Consider the following 21774-nt stretch of genomic DNA (forward strand, 5'->3'; position numbering starts at 1 on the left):
AAAGCGGAAGGGAAAGGGTGGAGAGAAATGGTGAAAAAGATAAAGGTCGGGATTATAGGATGCGGAGGGATCGCCAATGCTAAACATTTGCCGTCCCTGTCAAAGTTAGAGCAGGTGGAGATCACTGCTTTTTGTGATATTGAAAAAGAAAAAGCACAGCAGTCTGCCTCCAAATACGGAACTCAAGAAGCAAAGGTTTATGAAGATTATAAAGAACTGCTTAACGATTCTTCTCTTGATGTCATCCATGTCTGTACACCGAACAGTTCTCATGCAGAAATCTCCATTGCGGCACTCGAATCAGACAAGCATGTGATGTGTGAAAAACCAATGGCTAAAACCTCTGAGGAAGCAAAAGCGATGGTTGAAGCAGCCAAGCGGACAGGCAAAAAGCTGACGATCGGCTACAATAACCGCTACAGACAGGACAGCCGTTATTTAAAGCAGCTATGTGAAAAAGGAGATCTCGGTGATATTTATTTCGCAAAAGCCCATGCGATCCGAAGAAGAGCCGTTCCTACCTGGGGCGTATTTTTGGACGAAGAAAAGCAAGGCGGCGGACCTTTAATTGATATCGGCACGCACGCGTTGGATTTGACGCTTTGGATGATGAATAACTATAAGCCAAAAGCAGTACTTGGTACGACGTATCACAAGCTTGGACAAAAGAAAAACGCCGCTAATTTATTTGGTTCATGGGACCCTGAAAAGTTCACAGTAGAAGATTCAGCGTTTGGCTTTATTACAATGGAAAACGGAGCTACAATTTCTCTTGAATCGAGCTGGGCATTAAATACACTGGATGTGGATGAAGCAAAATGCTCGCTAAGCGGCACAGAAGGCGGAGCGGATATGAAGGACGGACTGCGCTTAAATGGTGAAAATCTCAGCCAGCTGTACACGACTAAAGTGGATTTGAATGACGGCAATATTGCTTTTTATGACGGGGAACAGGAAAACGAAGCGGATCTTGAAGCCCGGTTATGGATAGAATGCATTCAGCAGGATACCCAGCCGGTAGTTAAGCCGGAGGAAGCGTTTGTTGTCACTCAGGTGCTTGAAGCGTTATATGAATCTGCAAAAACAGGAAGAGCCGTTTATCTTGACGGTGAGAAGTAAGAGAGCAGGAAAATGAACGTAAGAGAAAGCAAGTTTATTAGTTAAAGGAGTAATAGATGATGCTGACAGCAGGAGTTGATCTCGGGGGAACCCGTGTGAGAGTGGGTGTACTTGATGGAGAAAAGCTCCTTCATTGGGAAGAGCGGGACTCTGACGTATTAAGAGGACCTGATCATACTCTCTCCATTATTATCGCGATGCTTGAACGGGCCCAGGAAAAAATGCCGTTTGAGCGAATCGGAATTTGTGCTCCAGGACCGCTGGATCATAAGCTGGGTGTCTTACTCGACCCACCGAATCTGCCGGACTGGGGGCTTGTGCCGATAACAGATGTGATTCAGGAGGTTTTTTCGCTCCCGGTCCGTCTGCTGAATGATGCCAATGCTGCTGCTCTTTCCGAAGCTGCAAGCGGTGCAGGGATGGGATATGAGAGTGTATGGTTTACAACGGTTTCAACAGGTGTCGGAAGCGGCTATGTAAATAGCGGCAGGCTCATTCAAGGGGCAAAGGGATGTGCGGGGGAAATCGGAAATATGATTATAGTTCCTGAAGGCCGCCGTCAATCAAACTTAAATCCCGGAGCTTTGGAATCCTATGTGAGCGGAACCGCCATCTCTGCGATCAGCAAAGAACGATTCGGCTGGCAAAACGGAGCCAGAGAAGCAATCGAGCGTGCCATCGCTGGTGAAAAAGAAGCGGCAGAGCTGATTGATGAAACCATGGATCATCTCTCCATTGCCATCGCAAATATCGTTCACACAGTGAACCCCGCAATCTTTGTATTTGGCGGCGGAGTGATGACCCATCATGACTATCTGCTTCCCATTCTCGCAGAAAAAACCAATGCACGAGTGTATGAAAGTTTGAAGCATTCCTTTGATTTTGCTTATGCAGTGCATGGCAATGAAGCGGGTGTATTAGGCGCAGCTGTTTATGTCAGGGAGTTGTCTCTGCCCTGACCCTCCTCCTGAAATCTGAAAAGACCGATCATGAGGCCATCCGCCCCGGATCGGTCTTTTCGATGTCATTGAAAAGTTAGTTGTAATCCCAGAGAATCCGCCATTCTCCATGTTCTTCTGCTACGTATACTTCCTGTATAAAGCTGAACTTCCCGTACTTTCCTTTATACGTTTGAAACACGATAAATTTATGTGCTTTTACAACCGGAGGAAGGTCCTTTGCCATCTTCCAATCCTCTATTTCATCCGCTTCTTCGATGGTGAATTGAAAGGTGTCCGCACCGAAATGATTAATAAAAACATGCGCCCGATCCTGAATAAACGTCCCCTTATTCCATCGATCCTTCATAAATGAATGAAGCAATTCCCACGAGTCAGTAAAATCCCCTTTTTGTTCATGCTCATAAAATTCTTCCACGACTGCTTTAGACTGGTATTCATCTGAAAAGAAACGAAAAACGAAGGAAAAGAATAAAATGAATAGAAGAACCGCACCAATCATCAACAAAAGGAATTTATGTTTAGCCTGTCGTCTGCTCATGATGTCCTCCTTTTGGTAAAGGGATGGGACCTTTCTGTATTTAAGATATGAAATAAGTAAAATTTTAGTCTATTACCGGTAACATCTTTCGCATGGGATAAATGTTTTGGTTGTGTAAAGATATATAGAAAGAAAGAAGAAATTATCCATATCTATATGTCTTTATACATAAATAGTTTATTATAGATATAAGATAAAAAGAAGAAATGAGGGGCTTATTTGAAACCACTAAAGGTACTTTCCTCCTTCGTGTTAGCGGCTGCCTTCGTAGCACCGCTCTCCAAGCAGCCAGTCGAAGGGGCTGAAGCAGGGAAAGGCGACACGGTAATTATACATAATGAATCTGGTAATTATAAGGACTCACAATCTACCGGTGCATTTTCAATGAAGCAGGCAAATGAGAATCTGACAAAGCATGACTCACTATCTCAGGAGGCGTATAGATTAGATCTTCATCTTGATTTTGAACCGTCAAAACAAGAAGCTCCCCAGTTTAATAAGCAAGCGATGAAAAGTGAGGCACATGCAGTTGGAGATAAACAAAGCTTTTGGGTGATTAATGCCATTACTAATGGAGATTATCAGCTGAATGCCGAGTTAAAGCATATCGGAAAACGCGCGGAAATATGGGTGCATGATCATGAGATTTCAGCTGCTCAGGCAAAAGAAATCAGTGATGAATTTGATCAGGAGATCTACCCACTTGTTACAGAAAATTTTGCAGACGAATCAGATGTTGACAGCAACGGGAAGGTTTCAATTTTAATATATGACATTCAGGATGGGTTTAATATTTTTGGCGGCTACATCGGGGGCTATTTCTATAATCGGGATCTGACCGCTTCAGCTAAATCCAATAATCAGGAGATTTTTTACATCGATACGTACCCTTCGATGGGAAGCAAAGGCTCCTACGATGTCAGCAAAGCATTTTCAACGATCGCGCATGAATTTCAGCATATGGTGAACTACAATCAAAATGTGCTTGTTGAGGAAGGTCCTGAAATGGAGGACTGGATGAATGAAGCGCTCTCCATGGCAGCTGAGCATATGTACGAGGGGCCGCTGAGAAGCCGTGTAAATTATTATGAAGCGTCTCAATCCATTGCAAATGGGCATTCGCTCCTTAATTGGGGGCAAAATGGAGATGTTCTCTCCAATTATTCGTTATCCTATTTGTTTGGACAGTATCTGCGTATTCAAGCAGGGCAGGGAGATGACATTTACAAGGAGCTTCTTGAGAGTGAAGAGTCAACCAGCCAGGCGCTTGAAGATATGATCCAGACGCATATTAATCAAAAGAAAACAACTGGACAGTTTTTAACTGATTTCCGTCAGGCGCTGTTTGTCAATGATGATAGCGGGTTGTACGGGTTCAACGGTGAACCTGTCCTTTCGGAGATCGTCAGTCCTTTGTATGAAGGTACACTTCCTCATAAATTAACGGGAGGAGGCGCTATATCAGTACCGGTCGGAAATGCTGCTAATTTTAAAGTGCCTTCATCCAAAGGAAAATCGATCCAGTATCGTGTGATAGACGTGACACCGCCGGCCCGTCCGAAAGTGGAAGGGGCAAATCGAATGTCAGGTTCCATTTCCGGAACAGCTGAAGCGGGAAGCAAGATCACGATTAAAGCCGGCAGCAGCGTTCTTGCAGAAGGGCAGACTTCAGGAGACGGTACTTTTATCCTATCAATCGACACTCAAAAAACAGGAACGGTTTTAAATGTTACGGCTATGGACAAAGCAGGGAATAAAAGTTCTGATACCAGTCTGACGATCAGTTCAAAAACGGACCGCATAGGAGGAGCGAATCGGTATGAAACAGCGGTTAAAATTTCTCGAGATGGCTGGAAAACAGCTGATACGGTCGTTCTGACAACAGGTACCGATTTTCCGGATGCCTTAGCCGGAGGACCTCTTGCCTATCAGGAGAATGCTCCTATTCTTCTGACAAGATCCTCTTCTCTTCATTCTATAACAGAAAAAGAAATTGACCGCCTCAAAGCAAAAAAGGTAGTGATTCTTGGGGGAACCGTTGCCGTTTCAGCTAATGTGGAAGCAAAATTAAAAGAAAAAGGCCTATCAGTAGAGCGGATAGGCGGAAAAAACCGCTTCGAAACAGCTGCCAATATCGCGAAAAAATTGGCATCTCAAAAAGCCATTATAGCAGGTGATTCCGCATTTCCAGATGCACTCGCTGTATCGTCGTATGCCTCACGAAATGGCATACCGATTTTATTGACAAGAAAAGACTCTGTCCCTAGAGAAACGGAAGCGGCTACGTCGGTTATAACTGAAGCCATTATTGTGGGGAGCACAGGAGTTGTGAGCGATGAAACAATGGGGCTGTTCCCGAACCCAACCCGCTATGGCGGCAAAACGCGCTACGATACTGCATTTGAAATCAATCAGCATTTAAAGATGGGTACAACAAATGCCTATGCAGCTACTGGAGAGGATTTTCCGGATGTACTGACAGGATCCGCTCTTGCGGCTAAAAGAGATGCAGGTATTCTGTTGGTAAAGAAACATAAAATCCCTGAAGCTACAAAAAATCTTCTTGCACGCTATGATGCTTTTAGCATTTTCGGGAGTGCAGGAGCGGTTGGGGAAGATGTAAAATCAGAATTGGATCAACATGTAAAGTAGAAAAGAAAAAAGAGGTTCAAAGCGGGTTAAGCCCGTCTTTGAACCTTTTTTTCATATCACTATTCGGGATGATTCATGTAAGAGACAGTATTGTCTTTAAGCTTCCAGATCGACATGTCAACCTTTCCGCCGGACTCGATAACGAGCGAACGGTTAGCAGGATCAGCAAACATTCTTGAAGTAAAAACGGCTTCTCCATCGTTAACAAAAATCTCAAGCGAGGAGTGATCGATGTAGAGATGAAGGCTGTTAAGAGCACTGGAAAGAATACAGCTCCTTCTCTCTGGCTTACCATCTGCAACATTTGGTCTTTCAAGAGTCAAAAGGCTTTGTTTTGGGTCATAAGTGAGCGTCATATTGTCAAACAAACAGAGCTTTTTCACCGTTCCTTTTAGTTGAATTTCAGAGGTCCGGGCAATTGAACCTTCATACTGACTGTCTATCGGACCATTAAAGACATTTTCTGCGCGCAGCTCTTCAAGCTCAGGCAGCGGGAGCTGATGCAGACGGCCGTTGACGAGGCGAAGTTCTCTTGGCAGCGTCATCTGATGGACCCATCCGTTTTGAATGGTAGGCTGATCGAATTCCTGCTGGTCAGGCACGCCCATCCAGCCAAATAAAATACGTCTTCCTTTTTCATCCTCTGTCGTTTGCGGAGCATAAAATTCAAAGCCCCGGTCGATTTCCTCAAAAGATCCGTGGTTAAAGGAAGCTTTGGGGTAATCCAACTCACCCAATACATAACCAGATTGATACGTGTTATTAAACTGAATGCCATCCGGTGAAAGTCCCTGTGGAGAAAACAGCAAAACATCCTTCCCGCTCAATGAGAAAATATCTGGACATTCCCACATGTAGCCGAACGCGGAAAGGGGCGCCTGGTTGGCGTGACTGATCGTTCCTCTATTTCTCCATTCTTTTAAATCCGTTGATTCAAATAGGGCAACGGCACCTTTTTCCTCTTTCGTTTGTGCACCGATCACCATATACCAACGGCCGTTGTGCTTCCACACTTTCGGATCACGAAAATGGGGCGTGTATTCATCTGGAAGTTCAACTTGAACCCCTTTTTTCGAAAACGAGAAACCGTCCTTACTTTCAGCTAAGCATTGATAGCTTTCACGATTACCGTTTTCGTCCTTCACATTTCCTGTATAAAAGAGCTTCAGCTTGTCCTCATGAATAATGGCGCTTCCTGAGTAACATCCATTTTTGTCATACCAGTCACCTGGAGTCAGGGCAATCGGCTCTAACGTCCAGTCTGTCAGATTTTCTGAGCTGAAGTGTCCCCAGAATTTAGCGCCGTGTCCCGTTTTAAACGGCATCCACTGAAAAAAGAGGTGATAAACACCTTTCCATTGAATCCAGCCATTTGGATCATTGAGCAATCCAGTAGGAGGAGCTAAATGAAAACCAGGAAAATATGGATCTTTTTGAACTCTTTCCGTGTGTTTTTCAACTTCTTCATACGCTTGTTTTGTAAGTTCTTTATTAAGACTCATCATCAAGAGCTCCTTATAATAAAAGAAGACCCAGAACGTGATCCAGGTCTCTTTTTAGTTTATTATTTTTTATCCAGCATTTTATCTGAGAAGCCGAATAGATAGGTCAGGGCAAAGCCTACGCCAATTGCCACTGCATTTACGAGTAAATAGCCAAAGATCTGTTCATTCAAGTATAACAGCGTTCCCGGAATAACGGTAATGGCCATACCTGTACCCTGCAAATTAAGAATAGAGGCAAGAAAGCCAGAAGCCGCTCCACCGATCAAGCCCATGACAAACGGCTTCATATAACGAAGGTTAACACCGAAAATAGCAGGCTCAGTAATCCCTAAAAAGGCTGAGAGAGCAGAAGGAAAAGCAAGTGCCTTTAGCTTTTTCGAGCTTGTTTTTACTGCAACCGCAAGTGCAGCTCCACCTTGTGCTGCGATTGCTCCTGTAATGATCGGGTTAAATGGATTGAAGCCCAGATTCTCGAGCAGCTGGATTTCAAGGAAGTTAAAGATATGGTGAATCCCTGTAATAACAATGATTTGATGGGTAGCACCAATGATCAGGCCGCTCAAGCCAAATGGCAGGTCAAGAAGGAAAAGCATCGCTTCAAAAATACCGTTTTCAGCAGCATGAAGAATCGGACCGATAATAAATAGAGACAACGCAATCATGATCAGCAAAACAAGAAAAGGAGTTAAAATTAAGTCAAGTGCTTCTGGAATTCGTTTTCGAAGCGCTTTTTCAAGTTTAGCCCCAACAAATCCGGCGAAAAACGCGGGAAGAACCGATCCCTGATAGCCAATGATCGGAATAAAGTCAAAGAAATAAATTGGTTCAGCAGCCCCTTCAGCAACAGCCCAGGCGTTTGGAAGGGCAGGTGAAACGAGCATGAGTCCGAGCACGAGACCGATAATCGGAGTGCCGCCAAAGACTCTAAACGCTGACCAGGCTACGAGTGCCGGAAGAAAAATAAATGCCGTATCCGTCAATACTTCTGTAAAAAGAATTAAATTTTCTGGAATGCTGTCGGGAGTTAAACCAAACCAGCCGAGTACTGCTTCCTGCAATAGCAGACCGCGAAGTCCCATAAAAAGTCCTGTTGCTACAAGTACAGGGATGATCGGAACGAATACATCTCCAAATACCCGGATGGCACGTTGAAATGCAGTTCCCTGCTTAGCGGATTCATTTTTAATATCCGCCTTTGTGCTGCCCGTAATGCCAAGCGCTTCTACCGCTTCAAACACCCGGTTTACCGTACCGGTTCCAAAGATTATTTGATACTGTCCGGAGTTGTAAAACGCCCCTTTCACTTTATCAATATTTTCAATTGCCTCTGTATCTACTTTTTCGCGGTCGTGCACCATCACTCTTAAGCGGGTGGCACAGTGTGCAATCGACTGGATGTTTTCTTCTCCGCCGATCGCCTCAATGACTTGCTTTGCAATATCTGAATATTCAGCCATGATAATTCCTCCTTTTATCGTTAATATGTGATCGATTCCACACCTATTAAAATCGTTCCAGCTCACTTTAAGTGTTCAATATATGTGATCGATTCCATATTGGAAAAATAAAAATGTAAGCGTTTGTAATGATCTGTAAAAAATAAAAGGAACATGTGTGGAATCGATTACATGTCCTTTAATGATTAGTACTATACACTATCTCTTTTAATCAGTCTATAGGTTTGCGTGAATTTTTCTTTGTCCTTTTTTTGAATCATTTGAGCAAGCAGATGCCTTGCTGCCTTTTCACCTGCTTCTTTATTAAAATAGTCCACAGTTGTTAACGATGGCGTTAGATATTTTGACATCGTGGAAGCACCAATACCTGCAACTGCCATATCTTTTGGTATTCCAAAGCCCTGTTCGCGTAAATATTCCATAGCGCCGATCGCCATCCGGTCTGTTACCGCGAAAATGGCTGATGGCAAGTCAGTTTCACTATTCTTTATGATTTTTTTCGTACATTCATACCCCGATTCAATGCTGAAGTCGCCTTCTTCAATCCATTCCTCTTTGATCGGAAGATTGAATTTCGCTAACGTATCCAGATAGCCCATTTTTCGCTGCCTTCCTACTGAAGGATCTTCTTCTCCAACTCCGATATATGCAATTTTAGTATGCTGATGGGTAATGAGCAAAGTGGTCACGTCGGAAGCTGCGTGGTAGTCATCATACAAAATAGACGTAACACCAGGCAAATCCTGGCCAATTGAAATGAAAGGAAGGTCCGCTGCTGTGATCGCTTTAATTAAACCAGCATTAATGTTGGTGGCAAGTAAAATAATTCCGTCTACATGCCGGCTTTTCAACAGGCGTATATATTCGATTTCTTTTTCTTTTTGCAGCTCGGTATCCGTTAATAGAATTTGAAAGTCCTCTTTAGCGACCACTTCATTAATCCCGCTGACAACACGACTTGCTGTTTCTGTGCTGATTTTTGGGAGAATAACGCCGATTACACCGGATTTTTTTGTGCGCAATGATTTTGCAGAAAGACTGGGTGTGTACCCGGTTTCCTCAACGATTTTCATAATTCTCTTGCGTACATCCTCGCTTACATAGCCATTATTAAATACTCTGGAAACTGTCGTACGGGACACGTTCGCCATTTTCGCTATATCATTTATAGTGGTCATTGAAACGCCTCCCAAGCTTAATCTATCATTTATTTTAGGGTACTTTCCTTCTTCTGTCTATGAAGGGAGAACTATGAGACAGAAAAGAGGAGTTTTGTCCTCTTTTCAAGAAGGTGTAATAAGGATAATTCAACAGGGCACTATAAAGTAGTAAAATAAATGAGAAGATATGAATTTACTGGACTTTTAAAAGTATGAAAAATAATGAGTAGGCAGGTGGATAAATGAAAATCGTATGCGCACCGGATTCATTTAAAGAAAGCATGTCAGCAATGGAAGTTTGTCTTTCAATCGAAAAAGGCTTTAAAAAAGTGTTCCCTGAGGCAGATTATGTTTTGCTGCCTATCGCCGATGGAGGAGAAGGAACCGTTCACTCAATCGCAGCAGCCACTGGAGGGGAGATCCTGCCGGTGAATGTGACCGGTCCGCTGGGTGAACCGGTCATGGCTTTTTATGGACTAACAGGCGACAGAAAAACGGCTGTTATAGAAATGGCAGCTGCATCGGGTCTTCATCTGGTGCCCCGAGACAGACGAAACCCTTTATATACGACTACCAGGGGGACTGGTGAGCTGATTAAACATGCACTGGATCAGGGAGTTGAAACCATCGTACTTGGACTCGGCGGGTCAGCTACTAATGATGGAGGCGCAGGCATGGCTCAGGCGCTTGGCGTAAAACTATACGATAAATCCGGACAGGAACTTTCTCCCGGAGGTGCGGCATTAAAGCGTTTAGCCAGCATAGACATCACAGGCCTTGATTCGAGACTTAAGCAGGTGAAAATAAAAGCTGCCTGCGATGTAACGAATCCCTTAACCGGTCCGCACGGTGCTTCAGCGGTATTCGGACCTCAAAAAGGGGCAGATGAGGAGATGGCTGCCGTGCTGGATCAATCTCTTACGCACTATGCCGCCATACTTGAAAAAGAGCTGCATAAGATGGTGGACGGAGAGGCAGGAGCAGGAGCAGCTGGCGGTCTCGGAGCAGGAATTATCGCTTTTTTAAACGGTGAACTGACAAGCGGAATTGATCTGGTGCTGGACGTCATTCAATTTGATCAAAAAGTGTATGACGCGGACCTTGTGATTACAGGTGAAGGGAAAATGGACTATCAAACGATACAAGGCAAAGCGCCTGTCGGGGTAGCGAAAAGAGCAAAAATATGTGGTGAAGCAAAGGTAGTTGCGTTGGCGGGCAGCCTTGGAGAGGGATATGAAGCTGTCTATGATTACGGTATCGATGCGGCCTTCAGTATAGTAAATGGAGCCGTTTCCCTGAAAGCTGCTTTAGAAGATGGCTCAAGGAATGTCGAAACAACGGCTGAAAATCTGGCACGATTATGGTCATCAGCTCAAAGAAACAGTTCAATGTAATTAATTTTGAAAGCTTTCATCACTCACTGTGCTTATGTCCCAGGAAATAACTGTCGAATGAAGAGCTTTTTTAAAATTGTCAATATTTAATAAAATTTTACAAATTAAGAGTTGTTTCAGCTATTGCTCAAGCTTTATGATAAAGAGGTAATACGACTAGTTAAATAGGGAGGGTTTAGTTTGAGAGCTGGATGTAAAGCTTTTTTAGTACTTTTGTTAGCGTTCTCACTTTCGTTTTCAGCATTTACAGGTTCGTCGGATGCTTTATCAGGTAATGCACCTGGCAAAAATGAAAAGATTACAGGAACTATCTTCTTAAAGGAATTGGTCACTACCATTGGGATTGACCTGCAAACTCCTGAAGAACTGCCTTTTGATGATGTCTCAGATGCAGATAAACCGTACATAGATGCTGCGATCCGAGTTGGTATTCTTGATGAAAAAATGATTGAAGAATTTGGTCCTAACGAAAAAATTACGAAAGAGCAAGCCTATGTATTTCTAGTCCGCTCCTTAAATCTTCGAGACTATTATTCTGTCAGACATCTATTTTCCTACAAAGATTTCAGGGCCATTAAACCGGCATATATTAAGGAAATGTCTGCAGCCGCGGCCCTTGGTCTGATTGAAACACATAAGAGAAACACAATACATCCTAAAAAGCCTTTAACAACTTACGAACTGGCAGATTTGATGGAAACGTTTGATTCGTCTTTTGAGATGATGCCCATTGTCCATACAAATGACTTTCACGGTCGGATTTTGCATAATGAAGAGCTTGGAGAAATGGGTCTTGCGAAAGTAGCCCAGATTGTAGACGACGTCAGAGATCACGATCCAGGTGCCTTATTATTTGATATGGGCGATACCTTGCACGGCACGGCTGTCGTGAATAATTTTAATGGCCAGCCGGCAATAGAAGCTATGAACGAAATGGGCTTTGATGCAATGGTTCCTGGCAACCATGATTTTAATTACGGCAATGAATATTTGCTTGAAGCTGCTGAAGAAATGAATTTCCCGCTCGTTTCCGGAAATATTCTCAAAAATGGGGACCCATATTTGGAAGACTATATTGTGCTGGAGCGCGGCGGTAGAAAATTCGGTGTGATCGGTATGACGGCTACGGACACAGCTGTAAAAACGAGCCCGAAAAATTTGGAAGGCATCGTTTTTGAAGATGAAGTTACCCGTACGCAGGAAATTGTTGATGCAATTGAGGACGAAGTGGACCATATCATTCTTCTCTCTCATTCCGGAAAAGTCACGGATGAAATGATTGCTGATGAGGTAGAAGGAGTAGATTTGATCCTTGGCGGACACAGCCATGACACATTTGAAACTCCTGTGAAGTATGATGAGGCATATGTTACTCAAGCCTTTGAATACGGAAAAGCACTTGGACACACCAATCTTGTATTCCATGAAGATGAATTGATAGGAATCAACGGATTTCTTTATCGTGACAATCCAGCAATAGAGGGGAAATCAGGCATCAATGACATCATTCAGCCGTATAAGGATGAGGTGGATGAGCTGCTAAATGTTGTGATTGGGAGCACAGATGTAAAGCTTGAAGGTGACAGAAGACTTGTACGAACTCAGGAAACCAATCTTGGCAACTTAATCGCAGACTCTATGAGAACGACTCTTGGCAGCGATATTGCCTTTACTAATGGCGGAGGAATCCGTGCAAGCATCGAAGCAGGGGAGGTCACCCGCGGAGATGTTGAAGAAGTGCTGCCATTTGTTAATACACTGGTGCAAATGAAGATAGACGGTGCTGCGATTAAAGCAGCTCTTGAGCACTCAGTTCGTCTTGCTCCAGCTGAGAATGGAGGGTTTCTGCATGTCTCAGGTATGAGCTTCACGTACGATCCATCCCTTGCTGAAGGATCACGAGTGAAGGAAGTGCTGGTTGACGGAGAACCTCTGGACGAAACAAAGGAATATACAGTAGCAACAAATGACTTCACCGCTATTGGGGGAGACGGCTATACCATGTTTGGTGAAGAATTTATTGAATACAACAGTGGCGAATTACTAAGCGCGATTTTAATTGAAGCCATTTCATCAGGTCAGCAAATCCCTGAAATAGAAGGGCGCATTACAGCGCAATAAATTTATACGAACCTTTAAAAAGTATACGATCAAGAGACTGGGACAAGGGTTATTCGTCTCAGTCTCTTCATTAAATATTGGATACATAAACTAGCGTGTGCTAGTTATATATACCCACACAATATACATAATATATAATTTTCTTGCTTTTGTAATGGAGAATGCTATTATATTCATAGAGAAAAGAATATTTTTAGTACTATAAAAGGCAAACCAGCTGAAAAGCTGAGACTGCAAAGCTACAGATCTAAGGTAGGTTTACTACGATGGCTGAGCCGCTGAAATACGATATTCTTGTATTTTAGGAGGAATAAAGTTGAAAGTAACTTGGATGAGTGAGTTTGTGACCCTATGAAGCTAAAATATTGGTTTGATTGCAGATTTAAGAAAAAGCATCGATATAACTTTTATACGGACACCTGCATTGTTTGCGGCAAGAAAAAACCGGACAGTTCCGGACGCAAGCGCTAAATGGCTTCTATAGGAGGCTGCTTAAAAATTCGTGTGAGCGAACTTTTAAGCAGTCTTCTTTTTTTACCTGCCAGTTCTGTTGACAGAAATGATAGAGCCGCTTGAAGTGAACAGGGACTGTTTATTCATTTCATGGTATGATCGATAGTTAAAAGAACTTTACTAGAGAGTATACATATAATAGAAAAAGAGAGTTAGTCTACCAAAGCTTGCATCGTTAAAGAAAAGGGGAATTAAATTGAGAAGGCAGAGAAGAGAAACTTACAAGAAGAAACAATTAAAAGGTGCTTTGCTGCGATTATTTCCTTTTATTCTTTTTTGCGGCGCAATCTGGTTTTCCTCCTCGCAAACCTATGAACAGCAATCATTAGTTCCGATTTTGGACCGGATCACAGCGAGGGAGCTGTTTAGCGACCAGCTTTCCTGGATTGAATTTACGTATGCGAAGTCTGTTGTAAGTATTGAAGCGATCGGATATGCAGGGTTTATCGAGTTCTTTATTCGTAAAGGGGCGCATGTAGGCTTCTTTTTTATGATCGGGTTGTTTTTGAGCAGCTTTTTGCATTATGTCTATACTAAACTTCTTGTTTCTTCAACAGCGACCTTTGTATTTTTGCTATTCTTTGCTTCTCTTGATGAGTATCGGCAACATTTAACAGGCGGAAGGACACCACTCATTCAGGACGTCTTGCTGGATATGTCGGGGGGGATGCTGGCGATAGCAGTATACTACGTGTATCGGATTTCCAGGAGATATAATTAAGAATTGTAAAGCTCATCATAGACCCCCTGATTTTAGTATTGAAAAATACTAGATGTGCAGGGTAGTGGAGGAAAAAAGATAAATACCACCACTGAGGAAAAAAACTATCTTTTCTATAATTGTATTTAACAAGATGTAGTTATTAGATTGCCGGTCAGGATGAGTGTTGAAAGGCAGGAGATGACATGAAGAATCACCCCCATACAGTGGATGGATCGGTCTATCAGGCAAAACGGGCCTGGCAGATGCTTGGTTTGCTGCTGCTTGCTCAAGTTCTTGTCGCACTGGTTGGCAGAGGGATCGCACCTCTTTCTCCCCTAATTGCTTCAGATTTACGTTTATCTAATGCCCAGGTTGGCGGACTTCCATCTGCATTATTTGCAGGTCAAATGCTCGTTAGTATTCCAAGCGGAATAGTGGTTGACCGAATCGGAACAAAAAAGCTTCTATTTATTGTATGTCTCCTTTTAGGTGTTTTTTATGCAGCCACTACTATCGTGACTTCTTATGCTTTTTTATTGCTGTGTATTTTACTGGGGGGAATGGCGTATGGCACGATGCACCCGGTTACAAACAGGGGAATACTCTACTGGTTTCCCCAAAGACGCAGAGGAATGGCAATGGGAATTAAACAAATGGGAATTACTCTTGGATCTGCGCTCGCAGCAGCTGCTCTTCTTCCTTTTGCTCTTTATACAGATTGGAAAATGGCCGTGACCGCTTCTTGTTTAATCCTGTTTGCTGTCGGGGTGATCTCATCTTTTCTATACAATGAGAACGCTGTCGTAAATAAAAAGAAAAATCAAAATGAAGAATCGCTTGTAACTAAAATAAAGCATATGGCAACGAACCGTGATCTGCTTTTGATTAGTTTGGCTGCTTTTATATTAAATGGCTCTCAGATGAGTCTGACAATCTATGTTTTATTTTACATAGGCAATGAGCTTTTATTTGGACTGGGCATTGCAGGGACGATGTATGTTCTCTCTGAAATAGGGGGTTCTGCAGGCAGGATTGTATGGGGAACGATAAGTGATGCTTTGTTTGAAGGAAGGAGATTCCCGGTTACACTCATCCTGATGGTTGTGGCTTCCACTGGAGCTGTCGCAATGATATTTCTTACTCCGGTTACCCCTGTTTGGATTCTATGTATACTTCTATTTACCCTTGGATTTGCGGTTTCAGGTTTTAACGGCCTCTGGATGAATATTGCAACGGAATTGACAGAACCACAGAGGGCTGGACTTGCAAGTGGCTTCAGTTTAACGATCGGCTCGATGGGCGTGATGGTACTGCCGCCATTGCTTGGGTGGATATCGGACATTTCCGGCAGCTTTAAGATCTCATGGCTGGTCATGGGTGGCCTCATTCTTGTGGCACTCTTTTTCGTCCTTTTGCTTCGAAAAAGGAGAAATTTTTAACAGAAAGAAAATCATATACCCTATGCTTAAATGAAGAAGTTATGATAAAATTAATCTTTAATGAAAGTCCTACATCCTTTACCAGTAAAAGGATGAAAACTACTCTTTTAGGAGGCGACTTTTTGAAGAATCAAGAGTTACTTCTTACCCTTCAATATTTAGATGGTGAGCATTCCATAAAAGGATCTCCACAAGTCATTGAACATCACCTCAGAACTCTTTTAGATCATTTGTCCGATAATAGAGATTCATCTTCTTTAGAAAAAGAAATTAAAATTCAAATCAACACAAATTCCCCTACCCGTAAAAATGAGGTGACTGAGGAAGAGAAGGCAGAAGCATCAGCCCTAGACGCAGAAAAAAATGAACTTGTGACGCTGCTTGAGGAGATTGAACCTTCTACAGAATGGCTGTATGTACTTTCTTTTTCGTATTACCTTTCTTTATTTCAGCGAAATGAGGTTACGACTGCACGTACCCTTAGCAAACTCTACCCGAAGGCAGAAATTCTTCTGCCAAATAATATTCATTTTTCAATTTTTCAATGTGTAGATAAAGGTTTTCTGGAATTAGTGGGCACTTCCAGCAGCCAACAGGTATATAAAATGACTCCATTAGGCATTAAACATATTGAAGACCGCATTCAATATAGCCGGAAGGAAAGAAACGGGAAAATTCTGCTTGATCAATTTGAATCCGATGAACAAAAAAAACAGGTGGATCTTTTCGTAAAAACAATTGAGCCTGAAGAGTACGCAAAGCTTAAAAAGCTGAGAAACTTTGAAGAGCAGCTCCTTTTGATTTTGTATTATCTGCATGAAAAGGGGATCACAAATTTGGTGCGAACCATCATGGTTTATCAAATTCTTTTGCAGCTTAAGCAATATAAAGGCAGTCCCCGAACTGTTCAAACTGCGCTGAGCAGAGCGCGTCCGATGGTTATGAAAGTAAAAGTGGAAAACAAAATTCATTACAAGCTCACTGAAAAAGGAAATGTGTACCTTTCGAAAAATAATTTAATTTCGTCTACTACATAAAAAATCCACTGCATGGATGCATGCAGTGGATTTTTCATCTGTTATATATCTAAATGATCTTTTAGTGAAGCCTGAATGGACTGAATTTCTTCGTCCGGTACAATATAATAATAAATATTATCAATGCGTTCGCCATAGCCACTTTGAATAGAAGTTTGTTCGAAATTTGATGCAGCGGCGCGATATTCGCTTTGAATATCTACCATTTGATCAAATGTCAGGTTGGTTTTTATATTGTTGCCCAGCGCATCAAAAATATTTCCATAATTCCAAAGTGAATTTATGCTTGCGCCTTCACGTACAACTCCCTGGATGATCTGACGCTGTCTTTCCTGACGTCCGAAATCTCCGTCAGGATCTTCATACCTCATACGTGAAAAGGAGAGAGCTTCGTTTCCGTCGAGAGTGAGTTCTCCTTCAGGAAAGTTGTGTCCGCCATGCTCAAACGCAAAGGAATTATTGACTGTCACTCCTCCGACTGCATCTACAATATCTTCAAAACCTTCCATATTTACCTGTACATAATAGTCTATTGGAATATCTAGAAAATTTTCAACCGTATCCATAGCCATAGGAATTCCGCCAAACGCATAGGCATGATTTATTTTATCATCGATCCCTTTACCCACGATTTCAGTCATGGTATCTCTAGGGATGCTCAGCAATTTAGTTGTCTCTTCCTTCGGGTTGACGGTCATAACGATCATAGTATCAGATCTTCCCTGATCATCACCGCGCTCATCTACCCCCAGCATAAGGACAGAAAAGGGATCCTGTTCATTAAATTTTACCTGCTCTACTCTTTTTTCAGAGGATTCACGTTCTATAGGATCATGCATTTTTTCTGTAGCTGTATTTAAAGATTGATAGACTGTAAAAACGTAGGCTCCAGCCCCCAGCAGCAAAACTGCGAAACTGAGTAAAAGCCATTTCAGCCATTTCTTTTTCTTCCGTTCTCTTCTCACACATTGTCCCTCATTTCAGAATTATCTCTTATTAAGATAGCACGATGGGAGTGAAAAAGGAATATCTTAACACGAAGATTCATTGAAAGTTTGATGATAATATGTCGATTATTGCGAATTTGACTGATTAAAATAGTATTAAGTACTCATAATATTGGTTTGTCTAGATACATAGCAGTAAAATGGAACTTATTCCAATATAAAATAGAACATATGTTCGAAAGGTGATATAATGATTGTGCGCAGCAATAATTAGTTGGCAGGCTACTTCCCAATGGAGGGAGGTGGTGCGGGTGACAGTGTATGAGGCAGTGAGTGTGGTAGCACAATATAGTGTCCTGGCGATCAGTGTCCTCACTCTGGTCGTTTCCTTAATCATCAGCCAAAAAAAGAAATAACCGTCCCCCTTGGCAAGGATAACGGTTATTTCCTAATAATCAGATTCCGAGTCAGCCAGTCTATATGAAAAGCTGCTGCGGAGATGGGGGGCTTGCCCCTCATTTTCTACGTATATTTCTACTATAGCGGTTTTATTCATAAAAATCCAACTAAACGTTTAAGGAATTATTCATAAACTAAATATTCAATTAAAAGAAAAATTTGATTATATACAAATTCTCCTGAAAGACATTGACTAACTGCTGTTTTCATGTGAGTATATACGAATGTATAAAACTACTAATAATAAGAAGCTCATATTAAATGAGGATATTCTTTATTGATTGAGGGTTAACATTAATGATAAAAGAATTTAATTTTCTTAGAGCCGCTGCCTGTTTAAGTATTGTCATGCTTCATAGTACTACTCAATTTGGGAGGGCTTCAGGTTATCCTGATGGAGATCTGTTTAATATAATACGGATCCTGTTATGTTTTGCCACACCAGTATTTATAGTGCTGTCTGAGATTATCTTGGCTAATCGTTATAATAATAAATTACCTAAAAATTTTTTCGGTAAGAGAATAAAATGGATCATTGGTCCATATTTATTTTTTGCAGTGGTGGATGCTTTGGTCCGTTATCATTTTAATCCAGCTATAGATGTTCCGTTGAAGATCTTTAATAATATCTTTTTAGGTTCTTTTATAGGCTGGTTTATTATTATAATATTTCAATTTTACATTCTTCATTATGCAGTAGTTAAATGGAAAATATCTATGAATTGGCTCTTGCCAATTAGTTATGTGGTCATGTTTAGTTATAGTTATATTATTACATTAGATATCCCTGCTTTTGCTGATTATGGGACTGTTCTTCATTTACCTTTTCTGGCTTGGTTTGGTTATTTCACAACAGGTTTTGTTATAGGTAAGCATTATAGTGCAGTATCTGCCTTCCTACATAAAAATTGGTGGGTTATTGCGCTTACGACATTTCTAACAGCATCCTTTATAATTTTTAATTACTTTAATGGGTACACACTCGTCAACTCAAGGAGATTGGACTTGCTGCCATTCACTATCTCTTTTGCTTTGCTGCTCTTAACAATTGGTAAGAGAGTGAAATATTACTTCATAATCAATCGTATCAGTGCATTTTCCTTTGGTATTTATTTAGTGCATTGGCAGGTGCAACGATTTATTGCAGCTGACCTGGTTCAGCTTTTCGATAACCGGATTCTTCAGCTTCTTTCAATTTTCTTTGGGACTCTGATTATTTCTATCATAATCGTTAAGATGCTCTCCGTTCTTCCGTATGGTGAATGGGGAATTGGAAAGGTTAAGAAGCCTATGCACAGGACAAACTCAATTCCAGAACGAAAGCTGGTTACTTAAACAGCAGAAAAGGACGTCTCAGACTAAATACCTGAGGCGTCCTTTAATAAGTTCTATATACTACTTATGTTCTCATATATCTCTCAAAAATAAATTTATTCATGCCACCCATTGACAAGATGTCTTACTCTTACTACACCTTGGATTTTCTGCAGCCGGTTCAGAATATCTTCTGCCTGATTATCTGTAAGTTTATTATCAATATCTATTAATGTATAAGCCCAGTCACCACGGCTTCTGTTAAGCATGTCTGCTATATTGAATTCTCTTTCAGCGAGAAGAGTGGAAAATTGACCGACCATGTTCGGTATATTTTGATGCATAATGGTCAGTCTGCCCGGAGAGGTCAGCGGTAAACTGACATTAGGCAGATTCACAGAGTTGCGAATATTTCCTGTTTCCAAAAACACTTTTAACTGCTGAGCAGCCATAATTGCACAATTTTCTTCAGACTCTGTTGTAGATGCTCCCAAATGCGGAATGGCAACTACATTATCAAGGCTGAAGATGTGGTCATTTGGAAAGTCAGTGATATATTTTCCAACCGTGCCATCTTCCAGGGCATGAGTCAGCGCTTGTTCATCCACTAATTCCCCTCGTGCAAAATTAATGAATTGCATTCCTTTCTTCATGGAACGAAACGCTTTTTTATCGATAAATCCAGTTGTTTTTTCAGACAACGGTACATGGATTGTGATGTAATCACAGGAAGACAGCAGCTCTTCAAGCTGATGAACCCGTTGAACATTCCTTGAAATGGTCCAGGCCACATCAACGGATACAAACGGATCATACGCCATTACATCCATGTCGAGAGCGAGCGCATCATTTGCCACAATAGAGCCGATATTTCCAAGACCAATTACCCCGAGCTTCTTGCCTCTGATTTCATTTCCAATAAACGCTTTTTTATTTGCTTCTACCTGAGAGGCTACGTTAGAAGTGCCTTCGAGTGTATGAGTCCACCGGATTGCAGAGAATAAATTTCTTGCACTGGCAATTAAACAGGACAGGACTAATTCTTTCACTGCGTTTGCGTTGGCTCCTGGTGTGTTAAAAACAACTATGCCGTTTTCTGAGCATCTGTCCAGCGGAATATTATTTGTTCCCGCACCGGCTCTGGCAATCGCCTGAACAGAACGGGGAAGAGTCTGCTCGTGAAGGGAGTGGCTCCTCAGCAATATACCATCCGGCTCTTCTGCTGTATTAAGCTCATAAGGGTCACGCAGTAATGAAAGGCCTGCTTCTGCAATTTGATTGTACGTCTGAATCTGATAGGTCACAGTTTGTATCCTCCTTTATCGGGTGTTGCTACGGTCATTTTTTCAAACTCTTTTATAGCGGCGACGAGTCTTTCAACACTTTCAAAAGGCATTGCATTATAAAGGCTTGCCCGCATTCCTCCAACTGATCGATGTCCTTTTAATTCTACCAGCCCCTTTGATTCTGCAAAATGAAGAAATGCCGAGTCTACATCCGGGTCATCAGATTTAAAAGGAATGTTCATCAAGGACCGGTCGTTTTTATGAACCGGAGAAGAAAACAGGGGTGACTGATCAATTGCTTCGTATAGGAAAGAAGCTTTTTCCTTATTCCGGGCTTCAAGCTCATCCAGTCCCCCAAGCGATTCAATCCACTCAAGTACAAGTCCAACCATATAGATGCCGAATGTGGGTGGTGTATTATAAAGTGAATTGGCTTTTACATGTGTGGCATAATCCAGCATGGCAGGAGTGGATGGACTGGCCCTTCCCACTAAGTCTTCTCTAATAATCACAACAGTTACTCCGGATGGACCAAGGTTTTTCTGCGCGCCCGCATAGATGACGCCATAGTCTTCCACGTTTATTCGTTCTGATAAAATACTGGATGACAGATCGGTCACGATTGGAACAGATCCGGTATCGGGAAGCTCTGTAATACGAGTTCCTTCTATAGTATTGTTGCCTGTGATATGCAGATAAGCTGTATCAGACGAAAGAGTTGAATCTGCAAAAGACGGAATCGATTTAAAGCCTTCTTCTTCAGAAGTTGCATAAATTTCTGCTTTTCCTGCTTTTTTTGCTTCCTGAAAAGCCTTTTTTGACCAGGAACCTGTGATTAAATAGGCAGCTTTGTGATCTTTTTGTAACAAATTTAATGGAATCATGGAGAATTGTAATGATGCACCCCCCTGTAAAAAAAGAATTTTGTAGGAATCCGGTATATTCATTATTTTTTTAAGGCGGGATTGTGCGTTCATTAAAATTCGTTCGAATGCTTTTGATCGATGACTCATTTCCATTACCGACATGCCGCTAAAATTGGTGTTAACCAGCTCAGACTGTGCTCGCTGCAACACCTCGAGCGGAAGAGCAGAAGGTCCTGCGGAAAAATTTACTACGCGATCCAATGTCACTCAACTCCTCTAATTTTCTCCATTAGCTGCTAAAC

Annotated in this window: 17 protein-coding genes and 1 riboswitch; of the genes, 10 read left to right on the top strand and 7 right to left on the bottom strand. The window is 41.9% G+C overall.

The features are described from left to right. Nucleotides 1-27: 27 nt before the first annotated feature. Together ACQCT8_RS01935 and ACQCT8_RS01940 are read left to right on the top strand one after the other, a co-directional pair. A complete protein-coding gene (locus tag ACQCT8_RS01935) occupies nucleotides 28-1119 on the top strand; it encodes a Gfo/Idh/MocA family protein (protein ID WP_426868002.1) in 1092 nt (363 codons plus the stop codon). A 59-nt stretch (nucleotides 1120-1178) separates the two neighbouring features. Further along, complete coding sequence (locus ACQCT8_RS01940; protein WP_426868003.1) at nucleotides 1179-2078, top strand: ROK family protein; 900 nt, start codon at nucleotides 1179-1181, stop codon at nucleotides 2076-2078. A gap of 76 nt (nucleotides 2079-2154) precedes the next feature. On the opposite strand, the gene ACQCT8_RS01945 is transcribed toward ACQCT8_RS01940, so the two are convergent. Continuing rightward, nucleotides 2155-2619 carry a hypothetical protein gene (locus ACQCT8_RS01945; RefSeq protein WP_426868004.1) on the bottom strand — a complete coding sequence of 155 codons (465 nt, stop codon included), beginning with the start codon at nucleotides 2617-2619 and terminating at the stop codon, nucleotides 2155-2157. A 219-nt stretch (nucleotides 2620-2838) separates the two neighbouring features. Here ACQCT8_RS01945 and ACQCT8_RS01950 point away from each other — a divergent pair, with 219 nt between their 5' ends. Next, entirely contained in the window at nucleotides 2839-5271 is a 2433-nt protein-coding gene (locus ACQCT8_RS01950) for a cell wall-binding repeat-containing protein (RefSeq protein WP_426868005.1), read from the top strand. Nucleotides 5272-5330: 59 nt separating this feature from the next. Here ACQCT8_RS01950 and ACQCT8_RS01955 read toward each other — a convergent pair whose 3' ends face one another. From ACQCT8_RS01955 to ACQCT8_RS01965, 3 genes are all read right to left on the bottom strand, one after another. Then, complete coding sequence (locus ACQCT8_RS01955) at nucleotides 5331-6773, bottom strand: sucrose-6-phosphate hydrolase (protein WP_426868006.1); 1443 nt, start codon at nucleotides 6771-6773, stop codon at nucleotides 5331-5333. Nucleotides 6774-6835: 62 nt separating this feature from the next. Further along, the gene (locus ACQCT8_RS01960) at nucleotides 6836-8233 is read right to left on the bottom strand and encodes a sucrose-specific PTS transporter subunit IIBC (RefSeq protein ID WP_426868007.1); all 1398 of its coding nucleotides are present in this window, start codon (nucleotides 8231-8233) and stop codon (nucleotides 6836-6838) included. A 191-nt stretch (nucleotides 8234-8424) separates the two neighbouring features. Further along, nucleotides 8425-9411, bottom strand: coding sequence for a LacI family DNA-binding transcriptional regulator (locus ACQCT8_RS01965; RefSeq protein WP_426868008.1), 987 nt, complete (start codon nucleotides 9409-9411; stop codon nucleotides 8425-8427). 224 nt (nucleotides 9412-9635) lie between these two features. Here ACQCT8_RS01965 and ACQCT8_RS01970 point away from each other — a divergent pair, with 224 nt between their 5' ends. From ACQCT8_RS01970 to ACQCT8_RS01990, 5 genes are all read left to right on the top strand, one after another. Next, nucleotides 9636-10787, top strand: coding sequence for a glycerate kinase (locus tag ACQCT8_RS01970; protein ID WP_426868009.1), 1152 nt, complete (start codon nucleotides 9636-9638; stop codon nucleotides 10785-10787). Nucleotides 10788-10967: 180 nt separating this feature from the next. Continuing rightward, on the top strand, nucleotides 10968-12908 hold the full coding sequence (locus ACQCT8_RS01975; protein ID WP_426868010.1) for a bifunctional metallophosphatase/5'-nucleotidase: 1941 nt from the start codon (nucleotides 10968-10970) through the stop codon (nucleotides 12906-12908). Nucleotides 12909-13105: 197 nt separating this feature from the next. Beyond that, nucleotides 13106-13191, top strand: a riboswitch (cyclic di-GMP riboswitch). A gap of 426 nt (nucleotides 13192-13617) precedes the next feature. After that, nucleotides 13618-14142 carry a VanZ family protein gene (locus tag ACQCT8_RS01980; protein WP_426868011.1) on the top strand — a complete coding sequence of 175 codons (525 nt, stop codon included), beginning with the start codon at nucleotides 13618-13620 and terminating at the stop codon, nucleotides 14140-14142. Between the two features lie 185 nt (nucleotides 14143-14327). Continuing rightward, complete coding sequence (locus ACQCT8_RS01985; protein WP_426868012.1) at nucleotides 14328-15563, top strand: MFS transporter; 1236 nt, start codon at nucleotides 14328-14330, stop codon at nucleotides 15561-15563. A 122-nt stretch (nucleotides 15564-15685) separates the two neighbouring features. Continuing rightward, nucleotides 15686-16600 (top strand): hypothetical protein, encoded by a 915-nt coding sequence (locus tag ACQCT8_RS01990; protein WP_426868013.1) that lies wholly within the window; start codon nucleotides 15686-15688, stop codon nucleotides 16598-16600. Nucleotides 16601-16641: 41 nt separating this feature from the next. Here the strand turns inward: ACQCT8_RS01990 and ACQCT8_RS01995 are convergent, their stop codons facing one another. Continuing rightward, a complete protein-coding gene (locus ACQCT8_RS01995; protein ID WP_426868014.1) occupies nucleotides 16642-17565 on the bottom strand; it encodes a LytR family transcriptional regulator in 924 nt (307 codons plus the stop codon). Nucleotides 17566-17858: 293 nt separating this feature from the next. Between ACQCT8_RS01995 and ACQCT8_RS02000 the strand changes: the two genes are divergently transcribed. Together ACQCT8_RS02000 and ACQCT8_RS02005 are read left to right on the top strand one after the other, a co-directional pair. Continuing rightward, the gene (locus ACQCT8_RS02000) at nucleotides 17859-17963 is read left to right on the top strand and encodes a putative holin-like toxin (protein WP_278240244.1); all 105 of its coding nucleotides are present in this window, start codon (nucleotides 17859-17861) and stop codon (nucleotides 17961-17963) included. Nucleotides 17964-18303: 340 nt separating this feature from the next. Beyond that, complete coding sequence (locus tag ACQCT8_RS02005; protein WP_426868015.1) at nucleotides 18304-19341, top strand: acyltransferase family protein; 1038 nt, start codon at nucleotides 18304-18306, stop codon at nucleotides 19339-19341. A gap of 95 nt (nucleotides 19342-19436) precedes the next feature. On the opposite strand, the gene ACQCT8_RS02010 is transcribed toward ACQCT8_RS02005, so the two are convergent. After that, nucleotides 19437-20624, bottom strand: a complete 1188-nt coding sequence (locus ACQCT8_RS02010) for a phosphoglycerate dehydrogenase (protein WP_426868016.1) — start codon at nucleotides 20622-20624, stop codon at nucleotides 19437-19439. Then, nucleotides 20621-21733 carry a 3-phosphoserine/phosphohydroxythreonine transaminase gene (gene serC, locus ACQCT8_RS02015; RefSeq protein ID WP_426868017.1) on the bottom strand — a complete coding sequence of 371 codons (1113 nt, stop codon included), beginning with the start codon at nucleotides 21731-21733 and terminating at the stop codon, nucleotides 20621-20623. Before serC ends, ACQCT8_RS02010 begins: the two co-directional genes overlap by 4 nt. Nucleotides 21734-21774: the final 41 nt, after the last annotated feature.

It is taken from the genome of Jeotgalibacillus proteolyticus, from assembly GCF_050107735.1.
GTDB lineage: Bacteria > Bacillota > Bacilli > Bacillales > Jeotgalibacillaceae > Jeotgalibacillus > Jeotgalibacillus proteolyticus_A.